The organism is Pseudomonas inefficax (assembly GCF_900277125.1).
Classification (GTDB): domain Bacteria; phylum Pseudomonadota; class Gammaproteobacteria; order Pseudomonadales; family Pseudomonadaceae; genus Aquipseudomonas; species Aquipseudomonas inefficax.
Genome location: NZ_OPYN01000046.1, coordinates 1 through 22,019, shown reverse-complemented (window position 1 = coordinate 22,019; position 22,019 = coordinate 1). Strand labels below are relative to the sequence as shown.

At 60.4% G+C, this 22,019-nt stretch carries 18 protein-coding genes, 2 tRNA genes and 3 rRNA genes; 4 read left to right on the top strand and 19 right to left on the bottom strand.

What is annotated here, in order from left to right:
* Positions 1 to 38: 38 nt before the first annotated feature.
* Complete coding sequence (locus tag JV551A3_RS04760) at positions 39 to 1,058, top strand: outer membrane protein assembly factor BamD (protein WP_085626733.1); 1,020 nt, start codon at positions 39 to 41, stop codon at positions 1,056 to 1,058.
* 94 nt (positions 1,059 to 1,152) lie between these two features.
* Positions 1,153 to 1,383 carry a PP0621 family protein gene (locus tag JV551A3_RS04755; RefSeq protein WP_133978386.1) on the top strand — a complete coding sequence of 77 codons (231 nt, stop codon included), beginning with the start codon at positions 1,153 to 1,155 and terminating at the stop codon, positions 1,381 to 1,383.
* 148 nt (positions 1,384 to 1,531) lie between these two features.
* Here JV551A3_RS04755 and thiO read toward each other — a convergent pair whose 3' ends face one another.
* From thiO to JV551A3_RS04730, 5 genes are read right to left on the bottom strand one after another with little or no spacing between them, the layout of a single operon-like run.
* Positions 1,532 to 2,629: a glycine oxidase ThiO gene (gene thiO, locus JV551A3_RS04750; protein WP_133970181.1), complete on the bottom strand. Its 1,098-nt coding sequence runs from the start codon at positions 2,627 to 2,629 to the stop codon at positions 1,532 to 1,534.
* Between the two features lie 54 nt (positions 2,630 to 2,683).
* Entirely contained in the window at positions 2,684 to 3,073 is a 390-nt protein-coding gene (locus JV551A3_RS04745) for a type IV pilin protein (protein ID WP_112251888.1), read from the bottom strand.
* Between the two features lies 1 nt (position 3,074).
* Entirely contained in the window at positions 3,075 to 3,539 is a 465-nt protein-coding gene (locus JV551A3_RS04740) for a hypothetical protein (protein WP_133970180.1), read from the bottom strand.
* A complete protein-coding gene (locus JV551A3_RS04735) occupies positions 3,536 to 4,180 on the bottom strand; it encodes a PilW family protein (protein WP_133970179.1) in 645 nt (214 codons plus the stop codon). Before JV551A3_RS04735 ends, JV551A3_RS04740 begins: the two co-directional genes overlap by 4 nt.
* Positions 4,177 to 4,359, bottom strand: a complete 183-nt coding sequence (locus JV551A3_RS04730; protein WP_133970178.1) for a prepilin-type N-terminal cleavage/methylation domain-containing protein — start codon at positions 4,357 to 4,359, stop codon at positions 4,177 to 4,179. The genes JV551A3_RS04735 and JV551A3_RS04730 overlap by 4 nt, the downstream gene beginning before the upstream one ends.
* 109 nt (positions 4,360 to 4,468) lie before the next feature.
* Between JV551A3_RS04730 and JV551A3_RS04725 the strand changes: the two genes are divergently transcribed.
* The gene (locus tag JV551A3_RS04725; protein ID WP_133970177.1) at positions 4,469 to 4,966 is read left to right on the top strand and encodes a GspH/FimT family pseudopilin; all 498 of its coding nucleotides are present in this window, start codon (positions 4,469 to 4,471) and stop codon (positions 4,964 to 4,966) included.
* Between the two features lie 156 nt (positions 4,967 to 5,122).
* On the opposite strand, the gene ispH is transcribed toward JV551A3_RS04725, so the two are convergent.
* The 6 genes from ispH to murJ all read right to left on the bottom strand — a co-directional run bounded on the left by ispH (position 5,123) and on the right by murJ (position 12,458).
* The gene (gene ispH / locus JV551A3_RS04720) at positions 5,123 to 6,070 is read right to left on the bottom strand and encodes a 4-hydroxy-3-methylbut-2-enyl diphosphate reductase (RefSeq protein ID WP_133970176.1); all 948 of its coding nucleotides are present in this window, start codon (positions 6,068 to 6,070) and stop codon (positions 5,123 to 5,125) included.
* Positions 6,071 to 6,084: 14 nt separating this feature from the next.
* On the bottom strand, positions 6,085 to 6,522 hold the full coding sequence (fkpB, locus tag JV551A3_RS04715) for an FKBP-type peptidyl-prolyl cis-trans isomerase (protein WP_112251882.1): 438 nt from the start codon (positions 6,520 to 6,522) through the stop codon (positions 6,085 to 6,087).
* Positions 6,515 to 7,030, bottom strand: coding sequence for a signal peptidase II (gene lspA, locus JV551A3_RS04710; RefSeq protein ID WP_112251881.1), 516 nt, complete (start codon positions 7,028 to 7,030; stop codon positions 6,515 to 6,517). Before lspA ends, fkpB begins: the two co-directional genes overlap by 8 nt.
* Positions 7,023 to 9,854 (bottom strand): isoleucine--tRNA ligase, encoded by a 2,832-nt coding sequence (ileS, locus tag JV551A3_RS04705; RefSeq protein ID WP_112251880.1) that lies wholly within the window; start codon positions 9,852 to 9,854, stop codon positions 7,023 to 7,025. The genes lspA and ileS overlap by 8 nt, the downstream gene beginning before the upstream one ends.
* Positions 9,851 to 10,801 carry a bifunctional riboflavin kinase/FAD synthetase gene (ribF, locus tag JV551A3_RS04700; protein ID WP_133970175.1) on the bottom strand — a complete coding sequence of 317 codons (951 nt, stop codon included), beginning with the start codon at positions 10,799 to 10,801 and terminating at the stop codon, positions 9,851 to 9,853. Before ribF ends, ileS begins: the two co-directional genes overlap by 4 nt.
* A 118-nt stretch (positions 10,802 to 10,919) precedes the next feature.
* Complete coding sequence (murJ, locus tag JV551A3_RS04695) at positions 10,920 to 12,458, bottom strand: murein biosynthesis integral membrane protein MurJ (RefSeq protein ID WP_133970174.1); 1,539 nt, start codon at positions 12,456 to 12,458, stop codon at positions 10,920 to 10,922.
* Between the two features lie 250 nt (positions 12,459 to 12,708).
* Here murJ and rpsT point away from each other — a divergent pair, with 250 nt between their 5' ends.
* Positions 12,709 to 12,987 carry a 30S ribosomal protein S20 gene (rpsT, locus tag JV551A3_RS04690; protein ID WP_003247625.1) on the top strand — a complete coding sequence of 93 codons (279 nt, stop codon included), beginning with the start codon at positions 12,709 to 12,711 and terminating at the stop codon, positions 12,985 to 12,987.
* A 238-nt stretch (positions 12,988 to 13,225) separates the two neighbouring features.
* On the opposite strand, the gene JV551A3_RS04685 is transcribed toward rpsT, so the two are convergent.
* The 8 genes from JV551A3_RS04685 to JV551A3_RS04650 form a co-directional block, all read right to left on the bottom strand.
* On the bottom strand, positions 13,226 to 15,526 hold the full coding sequence (locus JV551A3_RS04685) for a PqiB family protein (protein WP_133970173.1): 2,301 nt from the start codon (positions 15,524 to 15,526) through the stop codon (positions 13,226 to 13,228).
* Positions 15,519 to 16,142, bottom strand: a complete 624-nt coding sequence (locus JV551A3_RS04680) for a paraquat-inducible protein A (RefSeq protein WP_015268842.1) — start codon at positions 16,140 to 16,142, stop codon at positions 15,519 to 15,521. The genes JV551A3_RS04685 and JV551A3_RS04680 overlap by 8 nt, the downstream gene beginning before the upstream one ends.
* Positions 16,129 to 16,788: a paraquat-inducible protein A gene (locus JV551A3_RS04675; RefSeq protein WP_133978384.1), complete on the bottom strand. Its 660-nt coding sequence runs from the start codon at positions 16,786 to 16,788 to the stop codon at positions 16,129 to 16,131. Before JV551A3_RS04675 ends, JV551A3_RS04680 begins: the two co-directional genes overlap by 14 nt.
* A 303-nt stretch (positions 16,789 to 17,091) precedes the next feature.
* Positions 17,092 to 17,207: ribosomal RNA gene (gene rrf, locus JV551A3_RS04670) — 5S ribosomal RNA — on the bottom strand.
* Positions 17,208 to 17,338: 131 nt separating this feature from the next.
* Positions 17,339 to 20,230: ribosomal RNA gene (locus JV551A3_RS04665) — 23S ribosomal RNA — on the bottom strand.
* 243 nt (positions 20,231 to 20,473) lie between these two features.
* Positions 20,474 to 20,549 (bottom strand) — tRNA-Ala (locus JV551A3_RS04660).
* Between the two features lie 24 nt (positions 20,550 to 20,573).
* Positions 20,574 to 20,650 (bottom strand) — tRNA-Ile (locus JV551A3_RS04655).
* A gap of 85 nt (positions 20,651 to 20,735) precedes the next feature.
* A 16S ribosomal RNA gene (locus JV551A3_RS04650) occupies positions 20,736 to 22,019 on the bottom strand; the annotation flags it as partial.

Here is a 22,019-nt window from a genome sequence, read left to right as displayed (position 1 = left end):
CGCCCAAGACAGCGGCCGTCAAAGGGACGCAAGCCGCCATGCAAGTGAAACACCTGCTGCTGATCGCCATCCTCGGGCTCACCGCGGCCTGTTCCTCCAATAAAGAAGTGATCGACGAGAACCTCAGCGAGGCCGAGCTGTACCAGCAGGCGCAAGCTGACCTGGACAACTCCAGCTACACCAGCGCCGTGAACAAGCTCAAGGCCCTGGAGTCGCGCTACCCGTTCGGCCGCTATGCCGACCAGGCGCAGCTCGAGCTGATCTACGCCAACTACAAGAACTCCGAGCCAGAGGCAGCCAAGTCGGCGGCCGAGCGCTTCATCCGCCTGCATCCGCAGCACCCGAATGTCGACTACGCCTACTACCTCAAGGGCCTGACCTCGTTCGACCAGGACCGTGGCCTGGTGGCGCGCTTCCTGCCGCTGGACATGACCAAGCGTGACCCGGGTGCCGCCCGCGACTCGTACAACGAGTTCGCCCAGCTGACCAGCCGCTTCCCCAACAGCCGCTACGCGCCCGACGCCAAGCAGCGCATGATCTACCTGCGCAACCTGCTGGCCTCGTACGAAATCCATGTGGCCGACTACTACCTGAGCCGCCAGGCCTATGTAGCTGCCGCCAACCGTGGCCGCTACGTGGTGGAGAACTTCCAGGAAACCCCATCGGTCGGCGACGGCCTGGCAGTGATGGTCGAGGCGTACCAGAAGATGCACCTGGACGAACTGGCCGCCACCAGCCTGGAAACCCTCAAGCTCAACTACCCTGACCACCCGAGCCTGGCAGATGGCGAGTTCCAGCCAAAGCAGACCGAGTCTGACGGCCGCGGCTGGCTGTCCAAGGCAACCCTGGGCCTGATCGAAACCGACACCCCGCTGCCGCCGGGCGAAACCCGCGCCAACCAGGATGTGGTCAAGCAGTTCCAGGATGCCCGTGACGAAATGCCGCGCGAGCTGCTGCCAACTGACGAGAACGGTGACCCGATCGTGCCGGAAGGGCCGAAGGAAGCCGAGAAGGACCGCTCCTGGTTCAGCTACATGACCTTTGGTCTGTTCGACTGATACGCAGCGGTACATGAAAGGGAGGCCTTGGGCCTCCCTTTTTTATTTGCCGCGTCCTAGACTGTCGGCTTCTTAAACCGACAAGCTGGACACCATGGTTCGCCTACTTTTCTGGATCGCCCTGATCGCCGCCGCGTTCTGGCTGTGGCGCAAGTTCAAAGCCAGCCAACAGTCGCACCCCGAGGCGAAGCTGGATGCACCGCTGAAAATGGTGCGTTGCGCCCATTGCGGCGTGCATCTGCCCAATGACCGGGCGCTGCAACAGGGCAACGAGTGGTATTGCAGCCAGGCGCACCTGCAACAGGGCCCCGGCCGCCAGGGCTGAACACAGTAGCCTGTTGGAGCGGGTTCACCCGCGAATGCATCGGTAGCTTCACTGCAGCATTCGCGGGTAAACCCGCTCCCACAGGGATCGCACGGTTTTCGAAACCTGTGATGTACCTGTGGGAGCGGGTTTACCCGCGAAGAGGCCCTCAGCTCAAGCGCCCGGCTGGCGCATACGGCGCCGGGTCAATGATCGGCTCTGCCCCGGTCAACAGGTCGGTAAACAGTTGGCACGAAGCCGGCGCCAGCACCAGCCCGTTGCGGTAATGCCCACAGTTCAACCACAACCCCTGATGCCCCGGCACCGGCCCGATATACGGAATACCTTCCGGCGACCCCGGCCGTAGCCCGGCCCAATGCGCCACCACCGGCGCCCCCTCGAGCTCAGGCAACAACTCCACCGCCGACGCCTTCAGGCTCTCCAACGCCTCGCCGGTCGGGGTCTTGTCGTACCCGGCATGCTCCAGCGTGCTACCCACCAGAATATGCCCGTCACGCCGGGGGATCGCATAGCGCCCCTTGGCCAGCACCATGCTCGGCAGGAAGTCGTCGGCACACTTGAACAAAATCATCTGGCCCTTCACCGGCTCCACCGGCAGCTCCAGGCCTAGCGTACGCAGCAGGTCGCCACTCCAGGCGCCGGCACTTAGCACCACCTCATCCGCCGCCAGCACACCGTCTGCCGTCTGCACACCGGTCACGCGGCCGCCTTGCTCGACGAAGCCGGTAATCTGGCAGTGCTCACGCAAGGTCACGTTGGGCAACGCCAGCAACGCCGCCTTGAGCGACTTCACCAGGCGCGGGTTGCGCACGTTGGCCACCCCGGCCATGTAGATGGCACGCTTGAAGCCCGGGCCCAGCACCGGCACTGCGTCATAGGCCGCCGAGATATCCACGGCACTCAGCGGCCGCTGCTCGCGCTCGGCCCAGGCCAGCGCTTCGGCCTCGTCGTCCAGGTCGAGCCAGTACAGGCCGGTAGTGTGCACTTCGGGGTCGACGCCGGTGCTGGCGAACAAGCGCTCGCCCAGCTGTGGATAAAAGTCTTGCGACCAGTGTGCCAAGGCAGTCACGGCCGGGCTGTAGCGCCACGGGTACAGCGGCGAGACGATGCCACCGCCGGCCCAGGACGACTCGCGGCCGACTTCACCCTGATCACACACCACTACCTGCCCGACCTTCGCCGCCAGGTTGAATGCCGTCAGCAGGCCGATCACCCCGCCACCGACCACCACTACTTGCTTGCTCATCTGTCGATCCAACACCTGAAGTAAATCCGCGATGCACCGGGCATCATTCAACCTTCAGCTTCCCCAGCAGTGCACGCTGTCTTCGACGGCCCCCGGATTGCGCTGCACGCCAGCCTGGTCGAGCTGGAAATCGCCACAGCGGTCCTGTGCCATCAGCCCATTCGGCAGTCGCCGGGCGCGCAGCGTGAAGGTGTCGCTGTCGCGCTGGGCCTGCAGGCTGTAATAGCGGGTACCGTCGGGCAAGGCCGGGTCGCCCTCGGCGTATTGGCCAGTGCGTACGCGATGGCGTTCCAGGCGCAGGGCGGCATCATGCAGCAGGCCAACCACTTCGCTGCGCGCGGCTCGCCGTAACTGGTCGCTGTAACTGGGGTAGGCAATGGCTGCCAGAATGCCGGTCACGGCCAGCACAATCAACAACTCGATCAGGCTCAAGCCTTGCTGCATGTCAGTCTCCTCGCAATCTCTGCCGCCAGGCGATGCGCCGGGTTGTGTCGCCGTCCATGGCATAGACCGCTTCCAGCACATGCCGTGACTGGGTTTGCAAGCTGACGGCGGTGACTCGGTACAGCGTGACCTGCTGCCCTTCCGGCATATGCGCGGCGTAATCGCTGGTACCCAGATTCTGCAAGTGGAAGTAGCCAGTTCGCGTGCGCTGCCACTGCCCGCTCAGGTCGTGCGGTCGAGCTGGTGGCGGGCACCCTTCGCAAGGGTCGGGGGGAGCCCGTTCGAGCTCGCCTGCCCCTGCCAGCAACGTGTCCTCGGCCTGCTCCAGCGCCAGCAGGCCTTCGCTCAGGTAACCGGTCATCCGCGTTGCCGCTAGGGCATCACGCAGGGCGGACGCCGCAAGCAACCCCAGCAGCGTGCTCAAGACCAGGGCCACCAATAGGACTATGCCACGCTGACGACTCATGAGGCCGGCACCGGGTTGCGGATTGCCACGCTCAGTTCATGGCGCTGTTCGAGTTCGAGCGTGGGTTCGTAAAGCGTCAGGGCAATATCCACCCGCTCACCTTGCGCCATTTGCACACGCTGGAAACGCATGGACCGCACATTCTCAACGAGCGGCTGGAAGTTGCTGTTGTTGCGTTTGAATCTCAGCGTATTGCCCTGGAGCTGGTAGACATATCTGCTGATGGGGTAAGCCTGTGGGTAGCCCTCCTTCAAATTGTCATCCACAGACACTTCACTGGTGCAGTCCGTGTGCAGGAACCACAGCGGCGCCCCGGCTTGCCCAGGCAACTCCGTCACGACCAGGCTCAGGGTGGATGCTTCGACTTCCATCGGCCGGGCGAATGCGTGCTCTGCGCTGGAACTGCTGAAGTGCTGTGGCCGCAGTCGCAGGCAGCCGAACATCCCGGTCATGCGGATATCCTGGGCTATTCGCAGCAATGCCAGGCGCGCCTCATCCTGCATGCGTACTGCCGTGCTTTGCAGCCGCCATGTGTGGTGGGCCGAGGTAAAGAGCTGGCTGGCGGCCGCCAACAGCAGCAACCCGATGGTCAGCGCCAGCATCAGCTCGAGCAAGCCGAAACCACGCTGGCCGCACCTCATGGCCGCCCCCTTTCCCGCTCACTGTGCGCCGCCATCAGCGCCTGCCCATCGCGACGCGCGTCCTCGGCAGCCTGCAATGCCCGCAGTTGCAAGCCTGCCGCTGCGAACATACCCACGGCCACCACTCCCACCGCCAATAACACTTCCAGAAGCGTCATGCCCCGTTGTATTGCACGCATCCCTGCACCTCCTGCGACTTTTCCTGCAATTGCATTGAACCCGGGCGACTGGACCGCCGGTCCAACGACCGTGAAGCTATAGCCAAGCACTTCCAGGGAGGAATGCACGGTGAAGCAACGAGGTGTAACACTGATACAAATGTTGTCCGCCCTGGCGGTGGCCGTATTGCTGACACAGCTCGGCATGCCGGCCTACGCCAGATTGAGCGACGACCTGCACAGGGCGGCGGCTGCGCGTGACTTGGCGCAGGCGCTGCGCAGTGCGCGCAGCCATGCCATGCTGCAGAGCCAGCCGGTGCTGGTGCAGGCGCTGGATGGTGATTGGGGGAATGGTTGGCGGGTGATGCTGGAGCATAACCAGCAGGTGCTGCGCGAGCAGCGCCTTTCACGGCCGCTGACGATCACCAGCAATGGCGGCGGACAACTGAAGTTCAGTGCGCAGGGGGTTCCACTGGGGGCGAACAATAACTGGTTTGGTTCAACGATGGAGGTTTGCGAGCGCTTGACTGCAACTAGTCAGTATCGAGTGGTGATGGCACAGACTGGCAGGGTCAGGGTAGAAATGGGAGAGGCCAAGAACTCCCGGTGCAAAGGCTCCGCCAGCTAGCATGTGCGATCGTTGTGGGAGCGGCCTTGTGTCGCGAAAGGGCTGCAAAGCAGCCCCAGGATTTCAGCGCTGGTGCTGCCATTGCCGGGGCCGCTTTGCGGCCCTTTCGCGACACAAGGCCGCTCCCACAAAAAACAGCCCCAGGTAGGGGCCGTGTCAGATCAGCGACCGAACCCGCAGCTCCTTGGGCATGGAGAAGGTGATGTTCTCTTCCCGCCCATCCAGTTCTTCAGCGCCGGTGGCACCCCAGGCCTTGAGCTGTTCGATCACGCCACGCACCAGTACTTCAGGGGCAGAAGCACCGGCGGTGATGCCGATCCGCGCTGTCTGGTCGAACCAGTCACGCTGCAGGTCCTCGGCACCATCGATCAGGTAAGCCGGGGTGCCCATGCGCTCGGCCAGCTCGCGCAGGCGGTTGGAGTTGGAACTGTTCGGGCTGCCGACCACCAGTACCACATCACACTCGTCCGCCAGTTGCTTGACCGCGTCCTGGCGATTCTGGGTGGCGTAGCAGATGTCGTCCTTGCGCGGGCCACCAATGTTCGGGAAACGCGCACGCAGGGCGTCGATGACGCGGCTGGTGTCGTCCATCGACAGCGTGGTCTGGGTAACGAACGCCAGGTGGTCCGGGTCCTTCACCTGCAGGTTGGCAACATCCTCCTCGTCTTCGACGAGGTAGATGGCGCCACCGTTGCTGGCGTCGTACTGGCCCATGGTGCCTTCGACTTCCGGGTGCCCTTCGTGGCCGATGAGGATGCACTCACGGCCGTCGCGGCTGTACTTGGCCACTTCGATGTGCACCTTGGTCACCAGCGGGCAGGTAGCATCGAACACTTTCAGGCCACGGCCAGCGGCTTCCTGGCGCACGGCCTGGGAAACGCCGTGGGCACTGAAGATGACGATGACATCGTCCGGTACCTGGTCCAGCTCTTCGACGAAGATGGCGCCACGGTTGCGCAGGTCTTCCACCACGAACTTGTTGTGCACCACTTCGTGACGCACGTAGATCGGCGGGCCGAAGACTTCCAGCGCGCGGTTGACGATCTCGATCGCCCGGTCGACCCCCGCGCAGAAGCCGCGAGGGTTGGCGAGTTTGATTTGCATGCTCGGCTCCAGGCTTACAGGGCCTTCACCTCGAGGATCTCCACCTCGAAGGTCAGGGTCTTGCCAGCCAATGGGTGATTGAAGTCTATGGTCACCTGGTCGTCATCGAACGCTTTGACAACACCTGGCAGCTCGGTGTTGGCGGCGTCGTTGAAGATGATCAACAGCCCTTCGGACAACTCCATGCCCTCGAACTGGGACCGCGGCATGACTTGCACGTTCTGCGGGTTGGGCTGGCCGAAGGCGTTCTCCGGGGCCACCACGACGGTACGCTTGTCACCGCTTTTGAAGCCGAACAGTGCGTTCTCGAAACCTGGCAGCAGGTTGCCATCGCCAACCTTGAAGGTGGCCGGGGCCTTGTCGAACGTGCTGTCGACAGTGTCGCCGTTTTCCAGGTGCAGCGCGAAGTGCAGAGTGACTTCGGTGTTCTGGCCGATACGGGTGTCAGTCATGGACCGGATCCTCGGACTTCTTGCTCTTGAACATATCCAGCGCCAGCATCACAGCACCGACGGTGATGGCGCTGTCGGCCAGGTTGAAGGCCGGGAAGTAATGGCGGTTCTGCCAGTGCACCAGGATGAAGTCGACCACATGGCCGAGCACGACGCGATCGTACAGGTTGCCGATCGCGCCACCCAGCACCAGCGCCAGCGCCACGGCCAGCCAGGTCTCGTTGCGCCCCAGGCGCTTGAGCCACACCACCAGCACGGCACTGACCGCCACGGCGATCAGGGCGAACAGCCAGCGCTGCCAGCCGGAGCTGTCCGCCAGGAAGCTGAACGCCGCGCCGGTGTTGTAGGCCAGGGTCCAGCTGAAGTAGTCGGGGATGACGACGATCTGCTGGTACATGGTCAGGGCGTTGTTGAAATACAGCTTGGTGGCCTGGTCGAGGACCAGTACCACCAGGCTAAGCCAAAGCCATGCAAGGCGCCCGAAGCGCCCCGCTGCAGGGTTAGGCATAGTGGCGCACCTCGCCGGAACCGCTGAGGTTGTCGACGCAACGGCCGCAGATTTCCGGATGCTCCGGGTGGCTGCCGACGTCGGCGCGGAAGTGCCAGCAACGGCCGCACTTGGCATGACCGGACTTGACCACTTGCAGCTTGAGGCCTTCGACTTCGGTGGCCACGGCTTCGGCCGGCGCCTGCACGAACGGCACCACGCTGGCAGCCGAGGTGATCAGCACAAAGCGCAGTTCATCGCCCAGCTTGCCCAGGTCGGCACTCAGGCCTTCATCGGCGTACAAGGTGACCTCGGCTTGCAGGTTGCCGCCGATGACCTTGGCGGTACGCTGGTTTTCCAGCTCCTTGTTGACCGATGCCTTGACGGCCATCACGCGGTCCCAGTAGGCGCGGTCCAGTTCGCTGCCTTCTGGCAGCTCGCTCAGGCCTTGGTACCAGCCGTTGAGCATTACCGACTCGTTGCGCTCGCCTGGCAGGTACTGCCAGATCTCGTCGGCGGTGAACGCCAGGATCGGCGCGATCCAGCGCACCAGGGCCTCGCTGATGTGGTACAGCGCGGTCTGGCAGGAACGGCGGGCGACACTGTTGGCGCCGGTGGTGTACTGGCGGTCCTTGATGATGTCGAGGTAGAAACCGCCCAGCTCCTGCACGCAGAAGTTGTGCACCTTGGAGTAGACGTTCCAGAAACGGTACTCGCTGTAGTGCTCTTCCAGCTCGCGCTGCAGCAGCAGGGTACGGTCTACAGCCCAGCGGTCCAGTGCCAGCATGTCTTCCGGGGCGAGCAGGTCGCGGGCCGGGTCGAAGCCGGACAGGTTGGAAAGCAGGAAGCGTGCAGTGTTGCGGATACGTCGGTAGGCGTCGGCGCTGCGCTGCAGGATCTGCTCGGAAACGGCCATTTCACCGGAATAGTCGGTAGCGGCGACCCAAAGGCGCAGGATATCGGCACCCAGGGTGTTGTTGACCTTCTCCGGCTCGATGGTGTTGCCCAGCGACTTGGACATCTTGCGGCCGTTCTCGTCCACGGTGAAGCCGTGGGTCAGAAGCTCGCGGTACGGCGCGTGGCCGTCGATGGCGCAACCGGTCAGCAAGGACGAGTGGAACCAGCCGCGGTGCTGGTCGGAGCCTTCCAGGTACAGGTCGGCACGCGGGCCGGTGGCGTGGCCGATGTCGTGCGAGCCACGCAGCACATGCCAGTGGGTGGTACCCGAGTCGAACCAGACATCGAGGGTGTCGGTGATCTTGTCGTACTGCTCGGCTTCAGCGCCCAGCAGTTCGGCGGCGTCCAGCTTGAACCAGGCCTCGATGCCTTCCTGTTCGACGCGCTTGGCCACTGCTTCCATCAGCTCGACGGTGCGCGGGTGCAGCTCGCCGGTCTGCTTGTGCAGGAAGAACGGGATCGGTACGCCCCAGTTGCGCTGACGCGAGATGCACCAGTCCGGGCGGTTGGCGATCATCGAATGCAGGCGCGCCTGGCCCCAGGCCGGGACGAACTTGGTGTCCTCGATGGCTTTCAGTGCGCGCTCACGCAGCGGCTCGCCGGTGGTCGGCTGCTTGTCCATACCCACGAACCACTGCGCGGTGGCGCGGTAGATCAGTGGAGTCTTGTGGCGCCAGCAGTGCATGTAGCTGTGGCTGATGGTTTCGGTGTGCATCAGCGCACCGACTTCGCTCAGCTTCTCGACGATGGCCGGGTTGGCCTTCCAGATGAACTGGCCGCCGAAGAATGGCAGGGAATCGACATACACGCCGTTGCTCTGCACCGGGGTGAGGATATCGTCGTTGACCATGCCGTAGCGCTTGCAGGTGACGAAGTCGTCTTCACCGTAGGCTGGCGAGGAGTGCACCACGCCGGTACCGGCGCCCAGTTCGACGTAGTCGGCCAGGTAGACTGGCGACAGGCGGTCGTAGAACGGGTGGCGGAAGTTGATCAGTTCCAGCGCCGAACCCTGGGCGGTGGCGATGACCGAGCCCTCCAGGCTGTAGCGCTTGAGGCACGACTCGACCAGCTCTTCGGCCAGTACCAGCAGGCGCTCGCCGGTGTCGACCAGGGCGTACTTGAACTCGGGGTGGATGTTCAGCGCCTGGTTGGCCGGGATGGTCCACGGGGTGGTGGTCCAGATCACGATGGCGGCCGGTTTGGCCAGCGAAGCCAGGCCGAAGGCAGCGGCCAGCTTGGCCTCGTCGGCTACCGGGAAGGCAACGTCGATGGTCTGCGATTTCTTGTCGGCGTACTCGACCTCGGCCTCGGCCAAGGCCGAACCGCAATCGAAGCACCAGTTCACCGGCTTCAGGCCCTTGAACACGAAGCCTTGCTTGACCATTTCGGCCAGGGCGCGGATTTCACCGGCCTCGTTGGCGAAGTTCATGGTCTTGTACGGGTTGTCCCAGTCACCCAGCACGCCCAGGCGGATGAACTCGGTCTTCTGCCCTTCGATCTGCTCGGCGGCATATTCGCGGCACAGCTCGCGGGTGCGGTCGGCGGACAGGTGCTTGCCGTGGGTGACCTCGACCTTGTGCTCGATCGGCAGGCCATGGCAGTCCCAGCCCGGCACGTACGGCGCATCGAAGCCGGCCAGGGTCTTGGAACGGACGATCATGTCCTTGAGAATCTTGTTCAGCGCATGACCGATGTGAATCTTGCCGTTGGCATAGGGCGGGCCGTCGTGCAGGACGAACTTGGGACGATCCTTGCCAATTTCGCGCAGCTTCTGGTACAGGCCAATGCTGTCCCAGCGCTGCAGGATCTGCGGTTCGCGCTGAGGCAGGCCGGCCTTCATGGGGAAGGCGGTGTCCGGAAGGTTAAGCGTGGCTTTGTAGTCGGTCATTTCAGGCTCTTCGTTAACGGTTGAGCGTGCCAATGTGCACGTGCGGCGGCGATATCCGCATCGATCGCCGACTTCAGCGCCTCCAGGGAGGCGAAACGCTGCTCTTCACGCAGCTTGTGGTGGAACTCCACCGTCAGGCGCCGGCCATACAGGTCGCCGGCATAATCCAGCAGATGAATCTCCAGGTGCGGGCGCCCGTCACCGGCAACGGTGGGGCGCACGCCGATATTGCCGACACCCGGCCAGGCCTTGCCGTCGATTTCGATGCTGGCCAGGTAGACCCCGGACAGCGGTACGCGGCGGCGCTTGAGCTGGATGTTGGCGGTAGGTGTGCCGAGCTGGCGGGCCAGCTTCTGGCCATGCAGCACGCGGCCGCTGATGCGGTACGGGCGGCCCAACAGGTGCTCGGCCAGCTCGAAGTTGCCTTCGGACAGGGCCTTGCGCACTTCGGTGCTGCTGACACGCAGGCCGTCCTGGATCACCGTGTTGGCGGCCTCGACGGTGAAGCCGTACTGCTTGCCGGCCTCGACCAGGAAGGCGAAGTCGCCGGCGCGGTCGCAGCCGAAGCGGAAGTCATCACCCACTTCGAGGTGGCGTACACCCAGGCCGTCGACCAGGATGGCCTTGACGAAGGCATCGGCACCGAGCTTGCTCAGGCGCTGGTTGAATGCCAGGCACAGCACCCGGTCGATACCCTCGCCCGCCAGCAGTTCGATCTTGTCGCGCAGGCGGGCCAGGCGGGCCGGCGCGGTGTCGGGGGCGAAATACTCGCGTGGTTGCGGTTCGAAGATCACCACGCAGGTCGGCAGGCCCAAGGCCTGGCCGCGCTCGCGCAGGCGCGCCAGGATCGCCTGGTGGCCGCGGTGAACCCCGTCGAAGTTGCCAATGGTGGCGACACAGCCCCGGTGCTCGGGGCGCAGGTTGTGAAGACCTCGAACCAGCTGCATAACGCGCTTCTTGCTCATAAAGTGGCCGATTATAACCACACCCGGGCGCCGGTGACAGGCAGCAGCGCCCAAGGGCGGCGTGGAATGCGAAAAACCGACGCCTGACCCGCCCGAAGCCTCAGTGCAAGGCCTTGCGGGCGAAATGCCGAGGCCGGAAGCCGCACAGGTACAGGCAGCCGAAATAGGTCACGACGCCGGCCAGAACCAGAGCCCCCAAACGCACCAGGCGCTCGAGCATGTTGCCCTGCTCCCAGGCCGGCAGATAATGCATGCCGGCCAGCAAAACCGCCGACATCAGCCCCACCGCCAACACCAGCTTGAACAGGAACATCCCCCAGCCTGGCTGCGGCTGGAACAGCTGCTGGCTGCGCAGCTTCCAGAACAGCAGGCCGGCGTTCAGGCAGGCCCCCAGGCTGATCGCCAGGGCCAGGCCGGCATGCGCGAGCGGGCCGATCAGGGCCAGGTTGAACAGTTGGGTGCAGACCAGCGTGAATACCGCGATCTTCACCGGTGTACGGATATTCTGCTGCGCATAGAAGCCGGGTGCCAGTACCTTGACCAGGATGATCGCCAGCAAGCCTACGGAATAGGCAATCAGCGCCCGCTGGGTCATGGCCGCATCGGTGGCGGTGAACTTGCCGTACTGGAACAGCGCCACGGTCAGTGGCTCGGCGAGGATGGCCAGGGCCAGGGTGCAGGGCAGCACCAGCAGGAAGCACAGGCGCAGGCCCCAGTCGAGGATCCGCGAGTACTCCTCGCGGTCCTTGTTGGCGTAGGTCTTGGCCAGGGTCGGCAACAGTATGGTGCCCAGGGCCACGCCCAGTACGCCGGAAGGCAGCTCCATGAGGCGGTCGGCGTAGTACATCCACGACACCGAGCCGGCTACCAGGAAGGAGGCGAAAATGGTGTTGATGATCAGCGAGATCTGGCTCACCGACACCCCGAGGATCGCTGGCAGCATCTGCTTGAGCACCCGCCACACACCGGCGTCACGCAGGTTCAGGCGCGGCAGCACGAGCATGCCGATCTTCTTCAGCGCTGGCAGCTGGTACAGCAACTGCGCCAGGCCACCGGCCAGCACGCCCCACGCCAGGGCCATGATCGGCGGGTCGAAATACGGCGTGAGCAGCACCGCGAAGGCGATCATCGCCACGTTCAGCAGGGTCGGGGTAAAGGCCGGCACCGAGAAACGGTTCCAGGTATTGAGGATCGCACCGGCCAGGGAGGACAGCGAGATCAGCAATATATAAGGAAAAGTCACCCGCAACAGGGCAGTGGTCAGCTCGTATTTTTCGGCACTGTCGACAAAGCCTGGCGCAGTCGCCCACACCACCCACGGCGCCGCCAGGATGCCGATGGCTGTCACCAGCGCCAGAACCAGGGTCAGCAGGCCGCTGACATAGGCGACGAAGGTGCGGGTCGCCTCCTCGCCTTGCTGGGTCTTGTATTCAGCCAGAATCGGCACGAAGGCCTGGGAAAACGCGCCCTCGGCGAAGATGCGCCGCAGCAGGTTGGGCAGTTTGAAGGCAATGAAGAAGGCATCGGTGGCGATGCCGGCGCCAAAAACACGCGCCAGGATGGTGTCGCGGACAAAGCCCAGCACCCGCGAAATCATGGTGATCGAGCTTACCGCAGCCAGGGATTTGAGCAGGTTCATCGAAAAGATTCACGCCAAGGGCAGAGGACGCTGCCAGACAGCGTCCGAATGTGCGATACTCCCGCGCCTTCGCAGGGGAGCCAAAAATTCCCGAGTTTACAGGTCGCGCAGCAGAAAGGAATATTTCCCTCTTGTTGGCGCACCGCTCGGCGGAACCTTGCAGGTGGCCTTGACATCCGTTCGACTGATCGGCATGATTCGCGGCCTATTTTGTTTGCTATTTACCTAAAGTCTTTCGAGGAGCTCGACGGTGGCCAACACACCTTCCGCCAAGAAACGTGCAAAACAGGCTGAGAAGCGTCGCAGCCACAACGCCAGCCTGCGTTCCATGGTCCGCACCTACATCAAGAATGTAGTCAAGGCCATCGACGCAAAAGACGCCGAAAAAGCGCAAGCCGCTTACGTTCTGGCTGTGCCTGTAATCGACCGTATGGCCGACAAGGGCATCATCCACAAGAACAAGGCTGCTCGTCACAAAGGCCGTCTGAATGGCCACATCAAGGCGCTGAAAGAAGCTGCAGCTGCCTAAGCGACGCGCTAGTCGAAAAGCCGACCCTAGGGTCGGCTTTTTGTTGCCTGCGATTTGTGCAACATCGCCGCAACCCATGCAACATCGCCGATCCGCTTTTGTAGGAGCGGCCTTGTGTCGCGATCGGGCTGCGCAGCAGCCCCAGCAATATCAGTATCGACGCTGAAACCGAGGGGCTGCTGCGCAGCCCGATCGCGACACAAGGCCGCTCCTACAACAGGGCCGTGTTTACCCCGTGTTACTTGGCAATCTGAATCTTCGGCGCCCACTGCAGCCATTCATCCTCAGCCTTGTCGAACAAGGCAAAGGTCTGCTGCGGCCGTGCCGGGTTGCCCATCTGCTCGCCATCCGGCGTGGCAAAGGCGATACCGCCGTCGATCATGGTCTCCACCGACTCGGTACGCACTGTAGCCCCCTTGAACAGCCCCCAGTCGAAACCGAAGCCACTGCTGTTCCAGAAGCGGCTGCCGCTGCGCACCAGGGCCGCATAGCGCGGCTCGATCAGGATGTGGATCAGTACACGGTCAGCGCTCTGGCCCAACTCGAAGCCCGTCACCTTGCCCACTGCAACCTCACGGTAGGTTACCGGCACGCCCGGCTTGATCGAGCCACGGCGCGGGGCGCTTAGTGTCAAAGGCAGGCCAACCTCCGGCCCAGCCACCTGCGGGGCGTCGGCCAAGGCGATGAAATCGCGCTGCGGGCCACGGTCCTTGGCAGCCGGCTGCACCTCCAGATATTGCCCACCCACCAGCGTGTCGAGGTTCTGCGTGCGCACCAGGCCAAAGGCTGGCTTGACCACCCAGAACTGCGTACCAACGCGGGCGATACGGTCCGCCGCTTCGGTAATGCGCGCCCGCAGCAGCACCGCCTGCAGGTCATCGGTCAGGTCGACGCTCTCGATGCTGCCCACATCCAGGCCGCGGAAGCGAATCGCCGTACCCGGCTTGAGGCCATCGGCACGGTCCACGCGAATGGTGATCAACGTACCCGCGCGATTGACCGCTTCCTGGCTGTCATGCAGGCGGAAGCGCGGGATGTGGCGCTTGAGCGGCACATCGGGCCGTGGCGTGTCGAACGCAATACCACCAGCCATCAGGGTTTGCAGTGATTCACTCTTGATCTTGATGCCCGACAAGCCGCCCGTCAGGGTGATACCGCTGACATTCCAGAAGCGCGACGAACCATTGACCAGCTTTTCGTATTCCTTCTCGATATGCACACCGATCAGGATGCGGTTGCTGTTGCGGGCGAACTGGTAGCTCTGCACGCTACCCACCTTCACCTGGCGGTACATGACCGGGCTACCGACTTCCAGCGAACCCAGGGTGTCGGCGAACAACACCATGTGCAAGCCTGGTGCCTTGAGGTCGAGCGGCGGCGCCTTGGCGCGGGCTTCGAACTCACGCTCGGGCCGCGCCCCCTTGTCACCGGGGCGAATGGCGATGTAGTTACCCTTTACCAGCGCCTCCAGGCCGGTGATACCTGCCAGGGAAATCGATGGCTTGACCACCCAGAACTGCGTGCCCTCGACCAGATAGTCCTCGGCCAACGGGTCCAGCGTAAGCTCGGCCGATGCACTGGCCAGGTTGTCTGCCATTGTCAGGGATTTCAGCGAGCCCACCTGGATGCCCTTGTACATGACCGGTGTACGGCCCGCCTGCAGGCCTTCGTAATCGCTCAATTTCACCTTTACCCGGATACCGGCCTGGGCCGCATCGAAGTCCTCATACAGACGAAACGGCAGGTTCGAGTCGGTGGGTGGGCTGTCCTTGCGGTGTTCCGGTGTGGCGAAGGCAATGCCACCGGCAACAATGCTCGACAGCGATTCGCTCCGCACTTTCACGCCCGAGAGCGAAGCATCGATGCTGACGCCGCTGGCATTCCAGAAACGCGTATGCTTGCGCACCAGGCTGGCATAGGCCGGCTCAATGAAGACTTTGATCTCGACGGTGCTCTGGTCCTCGGACAGGCGGTAGCTTTTAACCCGGCCAACCTGGATCTGTTTGTAGAACACCGGGCTGTCACGGTTGAGCGACCCCAGCCGCTCGGCCTTCAGGGTAAGGTGCAGGCCCGGCTCGGTGTCCGACAGTGGCGGCGCCACCTTCAAGGCAGTAAAACGTTTGGTGCGCTCCCCCTCCCCCGGGCTGACGGCGATATAGTTGCCTGATACCAGTGTTTCCAGGCCGGAAATACCCGCCAGGCTGACACTCGGTTTCACCAGCCAGAAACGCGTGCCCTTGGTCAGATGAGGCTCGGCAGCCTTGTTCATCTCGATGGTGGCGATTACACCCTGGTTCTCACCCTTGGCGTCGAGCACCAGGCTTTTGACCTTGCCCACCGGCATGCCCTTGTAGATCACCTCGGTCTTGTTGGCGACGATCCCCTCGCCCGATTCGAAGCGGACTTCAATTTCCACACCGGCATCGCGGTAAGCCTGCCACGCAAGCCAGCCACCGATCATCAAGGCGATCAAAGGCAGGATCCAGATGGCCGACCAGTTCGAGGCTGGGCGGGTTTTAGCCGTTGGCAGGTCACTCATGGTCGTCATCCGACTCCGTGTTATCCCAAATCAGTCGGGGATCGAAAGTTAAAGCGGCAAGCATTGTCAGGATCACCACAGTTGCAAAGGCGACAGCGCCCAGGTTGGCTTCGACACTGGCTATTCGGCCGAAATTCACCACCGCCACCAGGATGGCGATAACGAAGATATCGAGCATGGACCAGCGTCCAATGAATTCGATGAAGCGGTACATCAATATCCGTTGCCGCGCCGAAAGTGGCTGCCGACGCTGAACGGAGTACAACAGCAAGCCAATGCCCACCAGCTTGAACGTGGGCACCAGGATACTGGCAATGAACACCACGGCAGCAATGGGCACCATGCCATGCTTGAGCAAGGTGATGACGCCCGACATGATCGTGTCGGGGCTGCCTTGGCCCAAGGTACTCACGGTCATGATCGGTAGCATGTTGGCCGGGATGTACAGGATCGACGCAGCAATCAGCAGCGCCCAGGTGCGTGCGATGCTGTTCGGCCGACGGGCATGCACGATCGCGCCGCAGCGTGTACAGGTTTGTGAAGTGCTGTCTGGCTGTTGCCTGTTCAGCTCGTGACATTCATTGCAGACGAGAATGCCTGCATCAATCGCCCGCATGCAGGTCCTCCCCTGATAGTGCACTCCAGATCTGGTGCGGTGACATCACCACCTCGAGCCACACCTGGATCAACAACAGGCTGATAAAGCAGAACAGCCCCAGCCCCACGGTCAGTTCGGCCAGGTCCACCAGCTTGACGATGGCCACCAGCACGCCCATGAAATAGACCTCGAGCATGCCCCAGTCACGCAAGTGGTGATAGATGCGATAGAACAGCAGGCCGAAACTACGCCCCACGTTCAGGCGGATGCTCAAGAGAACCAGCAGCTGACAGAGCAGTTTTGCCAAAGGGATGGCCATGCTGCACAGGAACACTACCACGGCCACGCCGCGCATTCCCGAGTTGTACAGGCCCAGCACGCCGCTCCAGACAGTATCGTCCGATGTCTGGCCAAGCAGGTGCAGCTGCATGATCGGCAGGAAATTGGCAGGCACAAACAGCAGCAAGGCAGTGAGTACCAGCGCCAGGCTGCGGTTGACCACGTTGTGCCGATGGGCGTAGAGCTCGTAGCCGCAGCGTGGGCATTGGGCCTTCTCGTCATGCTGGAGCACGGGTTTGCGCAACAGCAAGTCGCATTCATGGCAGGCGACAAGCTCGTCCAGCGGCAACTGGGCCAAGGTTTCAGGTTCGACAGGATTGGGCATATAGCGCTTCTGAATAGGTGCGTGGGCCTATTCTAGTGTTCTGGCTCGAATTGTGGGAGGCGACATAACAGCGGGCCTGCGCGATCTTTGTAGGAGCGGCCTTGTGTCGCGATCGGGCGCGCAGCGGCCGCCATCCGGGCGACGCGGTTTACCTGTGAGATCCGGGATACAGGTTTGGCGGCCGCTGCGCGCCCGATCGCGACACAAGGCCGCTCCTACAGGGGCCGCGTATGCCTGGGAGTTTTTGCGCCAGAAAGACAAAACCCCTACCTGCATGCGCAGATAGGGGTTTTGCGAAATGAATCTTGACGATGACCTACTCTCACATGGGGAAACCCCACACTACCATCGGCGATGCATCGTTTCACTGCTGAGTTCGGGATGGGATCAGGTGGTTCCAATGCTCTATGGTCGTCAAGAAATTCTGTTGCCAGAATGTCCAGATGGACAGCCCAGCGAATTCGGATATGCGATATTTGTGATGTTGCGAACTTTCGGTTCTTTCGTCTTCACCACCGCAATCTGCGTCAGCAAATTGCTTGGGTGTTATATGGTCAAGCCTCACGGGCAATTAGTATTGGTTAGCTCAACGCCTCACAGCGCTTACACACCCAACCTATCAACGTCGTAGTCTTCGACGGCCCTTTAGGGGATTCAAGATCCCAGTGAGATCTCATCTTGAGGCAAGTTTCCCGCTTAGATGCTTTCAGCGGTTATCTCTTCCGAACATAGCTACCCGGCAATGCCACTGGCGTGACAACCGGAACACCAGAGGTTCGTCCACTCCGGTCCTCTCGTACTAGGAGCAGCCCCTCTCAAATCTCAAACGTCCACGGCAGATAGGGACCGAACTGTCTCACGACGTTCTAAACCCAGCTCGCGTACCACTTTAAATGGCGAACAGCCATACCCTTGGGACCGGCTTCAGCCCCAGGATGTGATGAGCCGACATCGAGGTGCCAAACACCGCCGTCGATATGAACTCTTGGGCGGTATCAGCCTGTTATCCCCGGAGTACCTTTTATCCGTTGAGCGATGGCCCTTCCATACAGAACCACCGGATCACTAAGACCTACTTTCGTACCTGCTCGACGTGTTTGTCTCGCAGTCAAGCGCGCTTTTGCCTTTATACTCTACGACCGATTTCCGACCGGTCTGAGCGCACCTTCGTACTCCTCCGTTACTCTTTGGGAGGAGACCGCCCCAGTCAAACTACCCACCATACACTGTCCTCGATCCGGATAACGGACCTGAGTTAGAACCTCAAAGTTGCCAGGGTGGTATTTCAAGGATGGCTCCATGAGAACTGGCGTCCCCACTTCAAAGCCTCCCACCTATCCTACACAAGCAAATTCAAAGTCCAGTGCAAAGCTATAGTAAAGGTTCACGGGGTCTTTCCGTCTAGCCGCGGATACACTGCATCTTCACAGCGATTTCAATTTCACTGAGTCTCGGGTGGAGACAGCGCCGCCATCGTTACGCCATTCGTGCAGGTCGGAACTTACCCGACAAGGAATTTCGCTACCTTAGGACCGTTATAGTTACGGCCGCCGTTTACCGGGGCTTCGATCAAGAGCTTCGCTTGCGCTAACCCCATCAATTAACCTTCCGGCACCGGGCAGGCGTCACACCCTATACGTCCACTTTCGTGTTTGCAGAGTGCTGTGTTTTTAATAAACAGTCGCAGCGGCCTGGTATCTTCGACCGGCATGGGCTTACGGAGCAAGTCCTTCACCCTCGCCGGCGCACCTTCTCCCGAAGTTACGGTGCCATTTTGCCTAGTTCCTTCACCCGAGTTCTCTCAAGCGCCTTGGTATTCTCTACCTAACCACCTGTGTCGGTTTGGGGTACGGTTCCCAGTTATCTGAAGCTTAGGAGCTTTTCTTGGAAGCATGGTATCAACCACTTCGTCGCCTAAAGGCAACTCGTCATCAGCTCTCGGCCTTGAAATCCCGGATTTGCCTAAGATTTCAGCCTACCACCTTAAACCTGGACAACCAACGCCAGGCTGGCCTAACCTTCTCCGTCCCTCCATCGCAATAACTGGAAGTACAGGAATATTAACCTGTTTTCCATCGACTACGCTTTTCAGCCTCGCCTTAGGGACCGACTAACCCTGCGTCGATTAACGTTGCGCAGGAAACCTTGGTCTTTCGGCGTGCGAGTTTTTCACTCGCATTGTCGTTACTCATGTCAGCATTCGCACTTCTGATACCTCCAGCAAGCTTCTCAACTCACCTTCACAGGCTTACAGAACGCTCCTCTACCGCGTCATCAAAGATGACACCCGTAGCTTCGGTGCATGGTTTGAGCCCCGTTACATCTTCCGCGCAGGCCGACTCGACTAGTGAGCTATTACGCTTTCTTTAAAGGGTGGCTGCTTCTAAGCCAACCTCCTAGCTGTCTAAGCCTTCCCACATCGTTTCCCACTTAACCATGACTTTGGGACCTTAGCTGACGGTCTGGGTTGTTTCCCTTTTCACGACGGACGTTAGCACCCGCCGTGTGTCTCCCATGCTCGGCACTTCCAGGTATTCGGAGTTTGCATCGGTTTGGTAAGTCGGGATGACCCCCTAGCCGAAACAGTGCTCTACCCCCTGGAGTGATACATGAGGCGCTACCTAAATAGCTTTCGAGGAGAACCAGCTATCTCCGAGCTTGATTAGCCTTTCACTCCGATCCACAGGTCATCCGCTAACTTTTCAACGGTAGTCGGTTCGGTCCTCCAGTCAGTGTTACCTAACCTTCAACCTGCCCATGGATAGATCGCCCGGTTTCGGGTCTATACCCAGCGACTAAACGCCCTATTAAGACTCGCTTTCGCTACGCCTCCCCTATTCGGTTAAGCTCGCCACTGAATATAAGTCGCTGACCCATTATACAAAAGGTACGCAGTCACCTAACAAAGTAGGCTCCCACTGCTTGTACGCATACGGTTTCAGGTTCTATTTCACTCCCCTCTCCGGGGTTCTTTTCGCCTTTCCCTCACGGTACTGGTTCACTATCGGTCAGTCAGTAGTATTTAGCCTTGGAGGATGGTCCCCCCATATTCAGACAAAGTTTCTCGTGCTCCGTCCTACTCGATTTCATTGACAAGAGATTTTCGTGTACGGGGCTATCACCCACTATGGCCGCACTTTCCAGAGCGTTCCACTAATCTCAAATCAACTTAAGGGCTGGTCCCCGTTCGCTCGCCACTACTAAGGGAATCTCGGTTGATTTCTTTTCCTCAGGGTACTTAGATGTTTCAGTTCCCCTGGTTCGCCTCTTGCACCTATGTATTCAGTACAAGATACTCAGCTTATGCTGAGTGGGTTCCCCCATTCAGAGATCTCTGGATCACAGTCTGTTTGCCGACTCCCCAAAGCTTATCGCAGGCTACCACGTCTTTCATCGCCTCTGACTGCCAAGGCATCCACCGTATGCGCTTCTTCACTTGACCATATAACCCCAAGCAATCTGGTTATACTGTGAAGACGACATTCGCCGAAAATTCGCATGTTGCTCTTTCGAGCAGAACTCACAAATTTTACCTTAGCCTGATTAACCAGCAGTGAAACTGGTCATCAGTCTATATCTATCACATATCCGAATTTTTAAAGAACGATCTGACAAAAGTCAGAAATCAACATTCGATCTGAATGTTCATTTCTAAGTTCTGACAAGTTACTGTGTACTGCGGAAGTGGTGGAGCCAAGCGGGATCGAACCGCTGACCTCCTGCGTGCAAGGCAGGCGCTCTCCCAGCTGAGCTATGGCCCCGTATTCTACGGCTGAACCATGTAATGGTAGGTCTGGGCAGATTTGAACTGCCGACCTCACCCTTATCAGGGGTGCGCTCTAACCAACTGAGCTACAGACCTATAACAGGGTCGCGTTACAGCATCGTCTTTTACAATGAATCAAGCAATTCGTGTGGGAGCTCATCAGCAGGCTGATGTCGTCGATTAAGGAGGTGATCCAGCCGCAGGTTCCCCTACGGCTACCTTGTTACGACTTCACCCCAGTCATGAATCACACCGTGGTAACCGTCCTCCCGAAGGTTAGACTAGCTACTTCTGGTGCAACCCACTCCCATGGTGTGACGGGCGGTGTGTACAAGGCCCGGGAACGTATTCACCGCGACATTCTGATTCGCGATTACTAGCGATTCCGACTTCACGCAGTCGAGTTGCAGACTGCGATCCGGACTACGATCGGTTTTGTGAGATTAGCTCCACCTCGCGGCTTGGCAACCCTCTGTACCGACCATTGTAGCACGTGTGTAGCCCAGGCCGTAAGGGCCATGATGACTTGACGTCATCCCCACCTTCCTCCGGTTTGTCACCGGCAGTCTCCTTAGAGTGCCCACCATAACGTGCTGGTAACTAAGGACAAGGGTTGCGCTCGTTACGGGACTTAACCCAACATCTCACGACACGAGCTGACGACAGCCATGCAGCACCTGTGTCAGAGTTCCCGAAGGCACCAATCCATCTCTGGAAAGTTCTCTGCATGTCAAGGCCTGGTAAGGTTCTTCGCGTTGCTTCGAATTAAACCACATGCTCCACCGCTTGTGCGGGCCCCCGTCAATTCATTTGAGTTTTAACCTTGCGGCCGTACTCCCCAGGCGGTCAACTTAATGCGTTAGCTGCGCCACTAAAATCTCAAGGATTCCAACGGCTAGTTGACATCGTTTACGGCGTGGACTACCAGGGTATCTAATCCTGTTTGCTCCCCACGCTTTCGCACCTCAGTGTCAGTATCAGTCCAGGTGGTCGCCTTCGCCACTGGTGTTCCTTCCTATATCTACGCATTTCACCGCTACACAGGAAATTCCACCACCCTCTACCGTACTCTAGCTCGCCAGTTTTGGATGCAGTTCCCAGGTTGAGCCCGGGGCTTTCACATCCAACTTAACGAACCACCTACGCGCGCTTTACGCCCAGTAATTCCGATTAACGCTTGCACCCTCTGTATTACCGCGGCTGCTGGCACAGAGTTAGCCGGTGCTTATTCTGTCGGTAACGTCAAAACAGCAAGGTATTAACTTACTGCCCTTCCTCCCAACTTAAAGTGCTTTACAATCCGAAGACCTTCTTCACACACGCGGCATGGCTGGATCAGGCTTTCGCCCATTGTCCAATATTCCCCACTGCTGCCTCCCGTAGGAGTCTGGACCGTGTCTCAGTTCCAGTGTGACTGATCATGCTCTCAGACCAGTTACGTATCGTCCCCTTGGTGCGCCCTTAC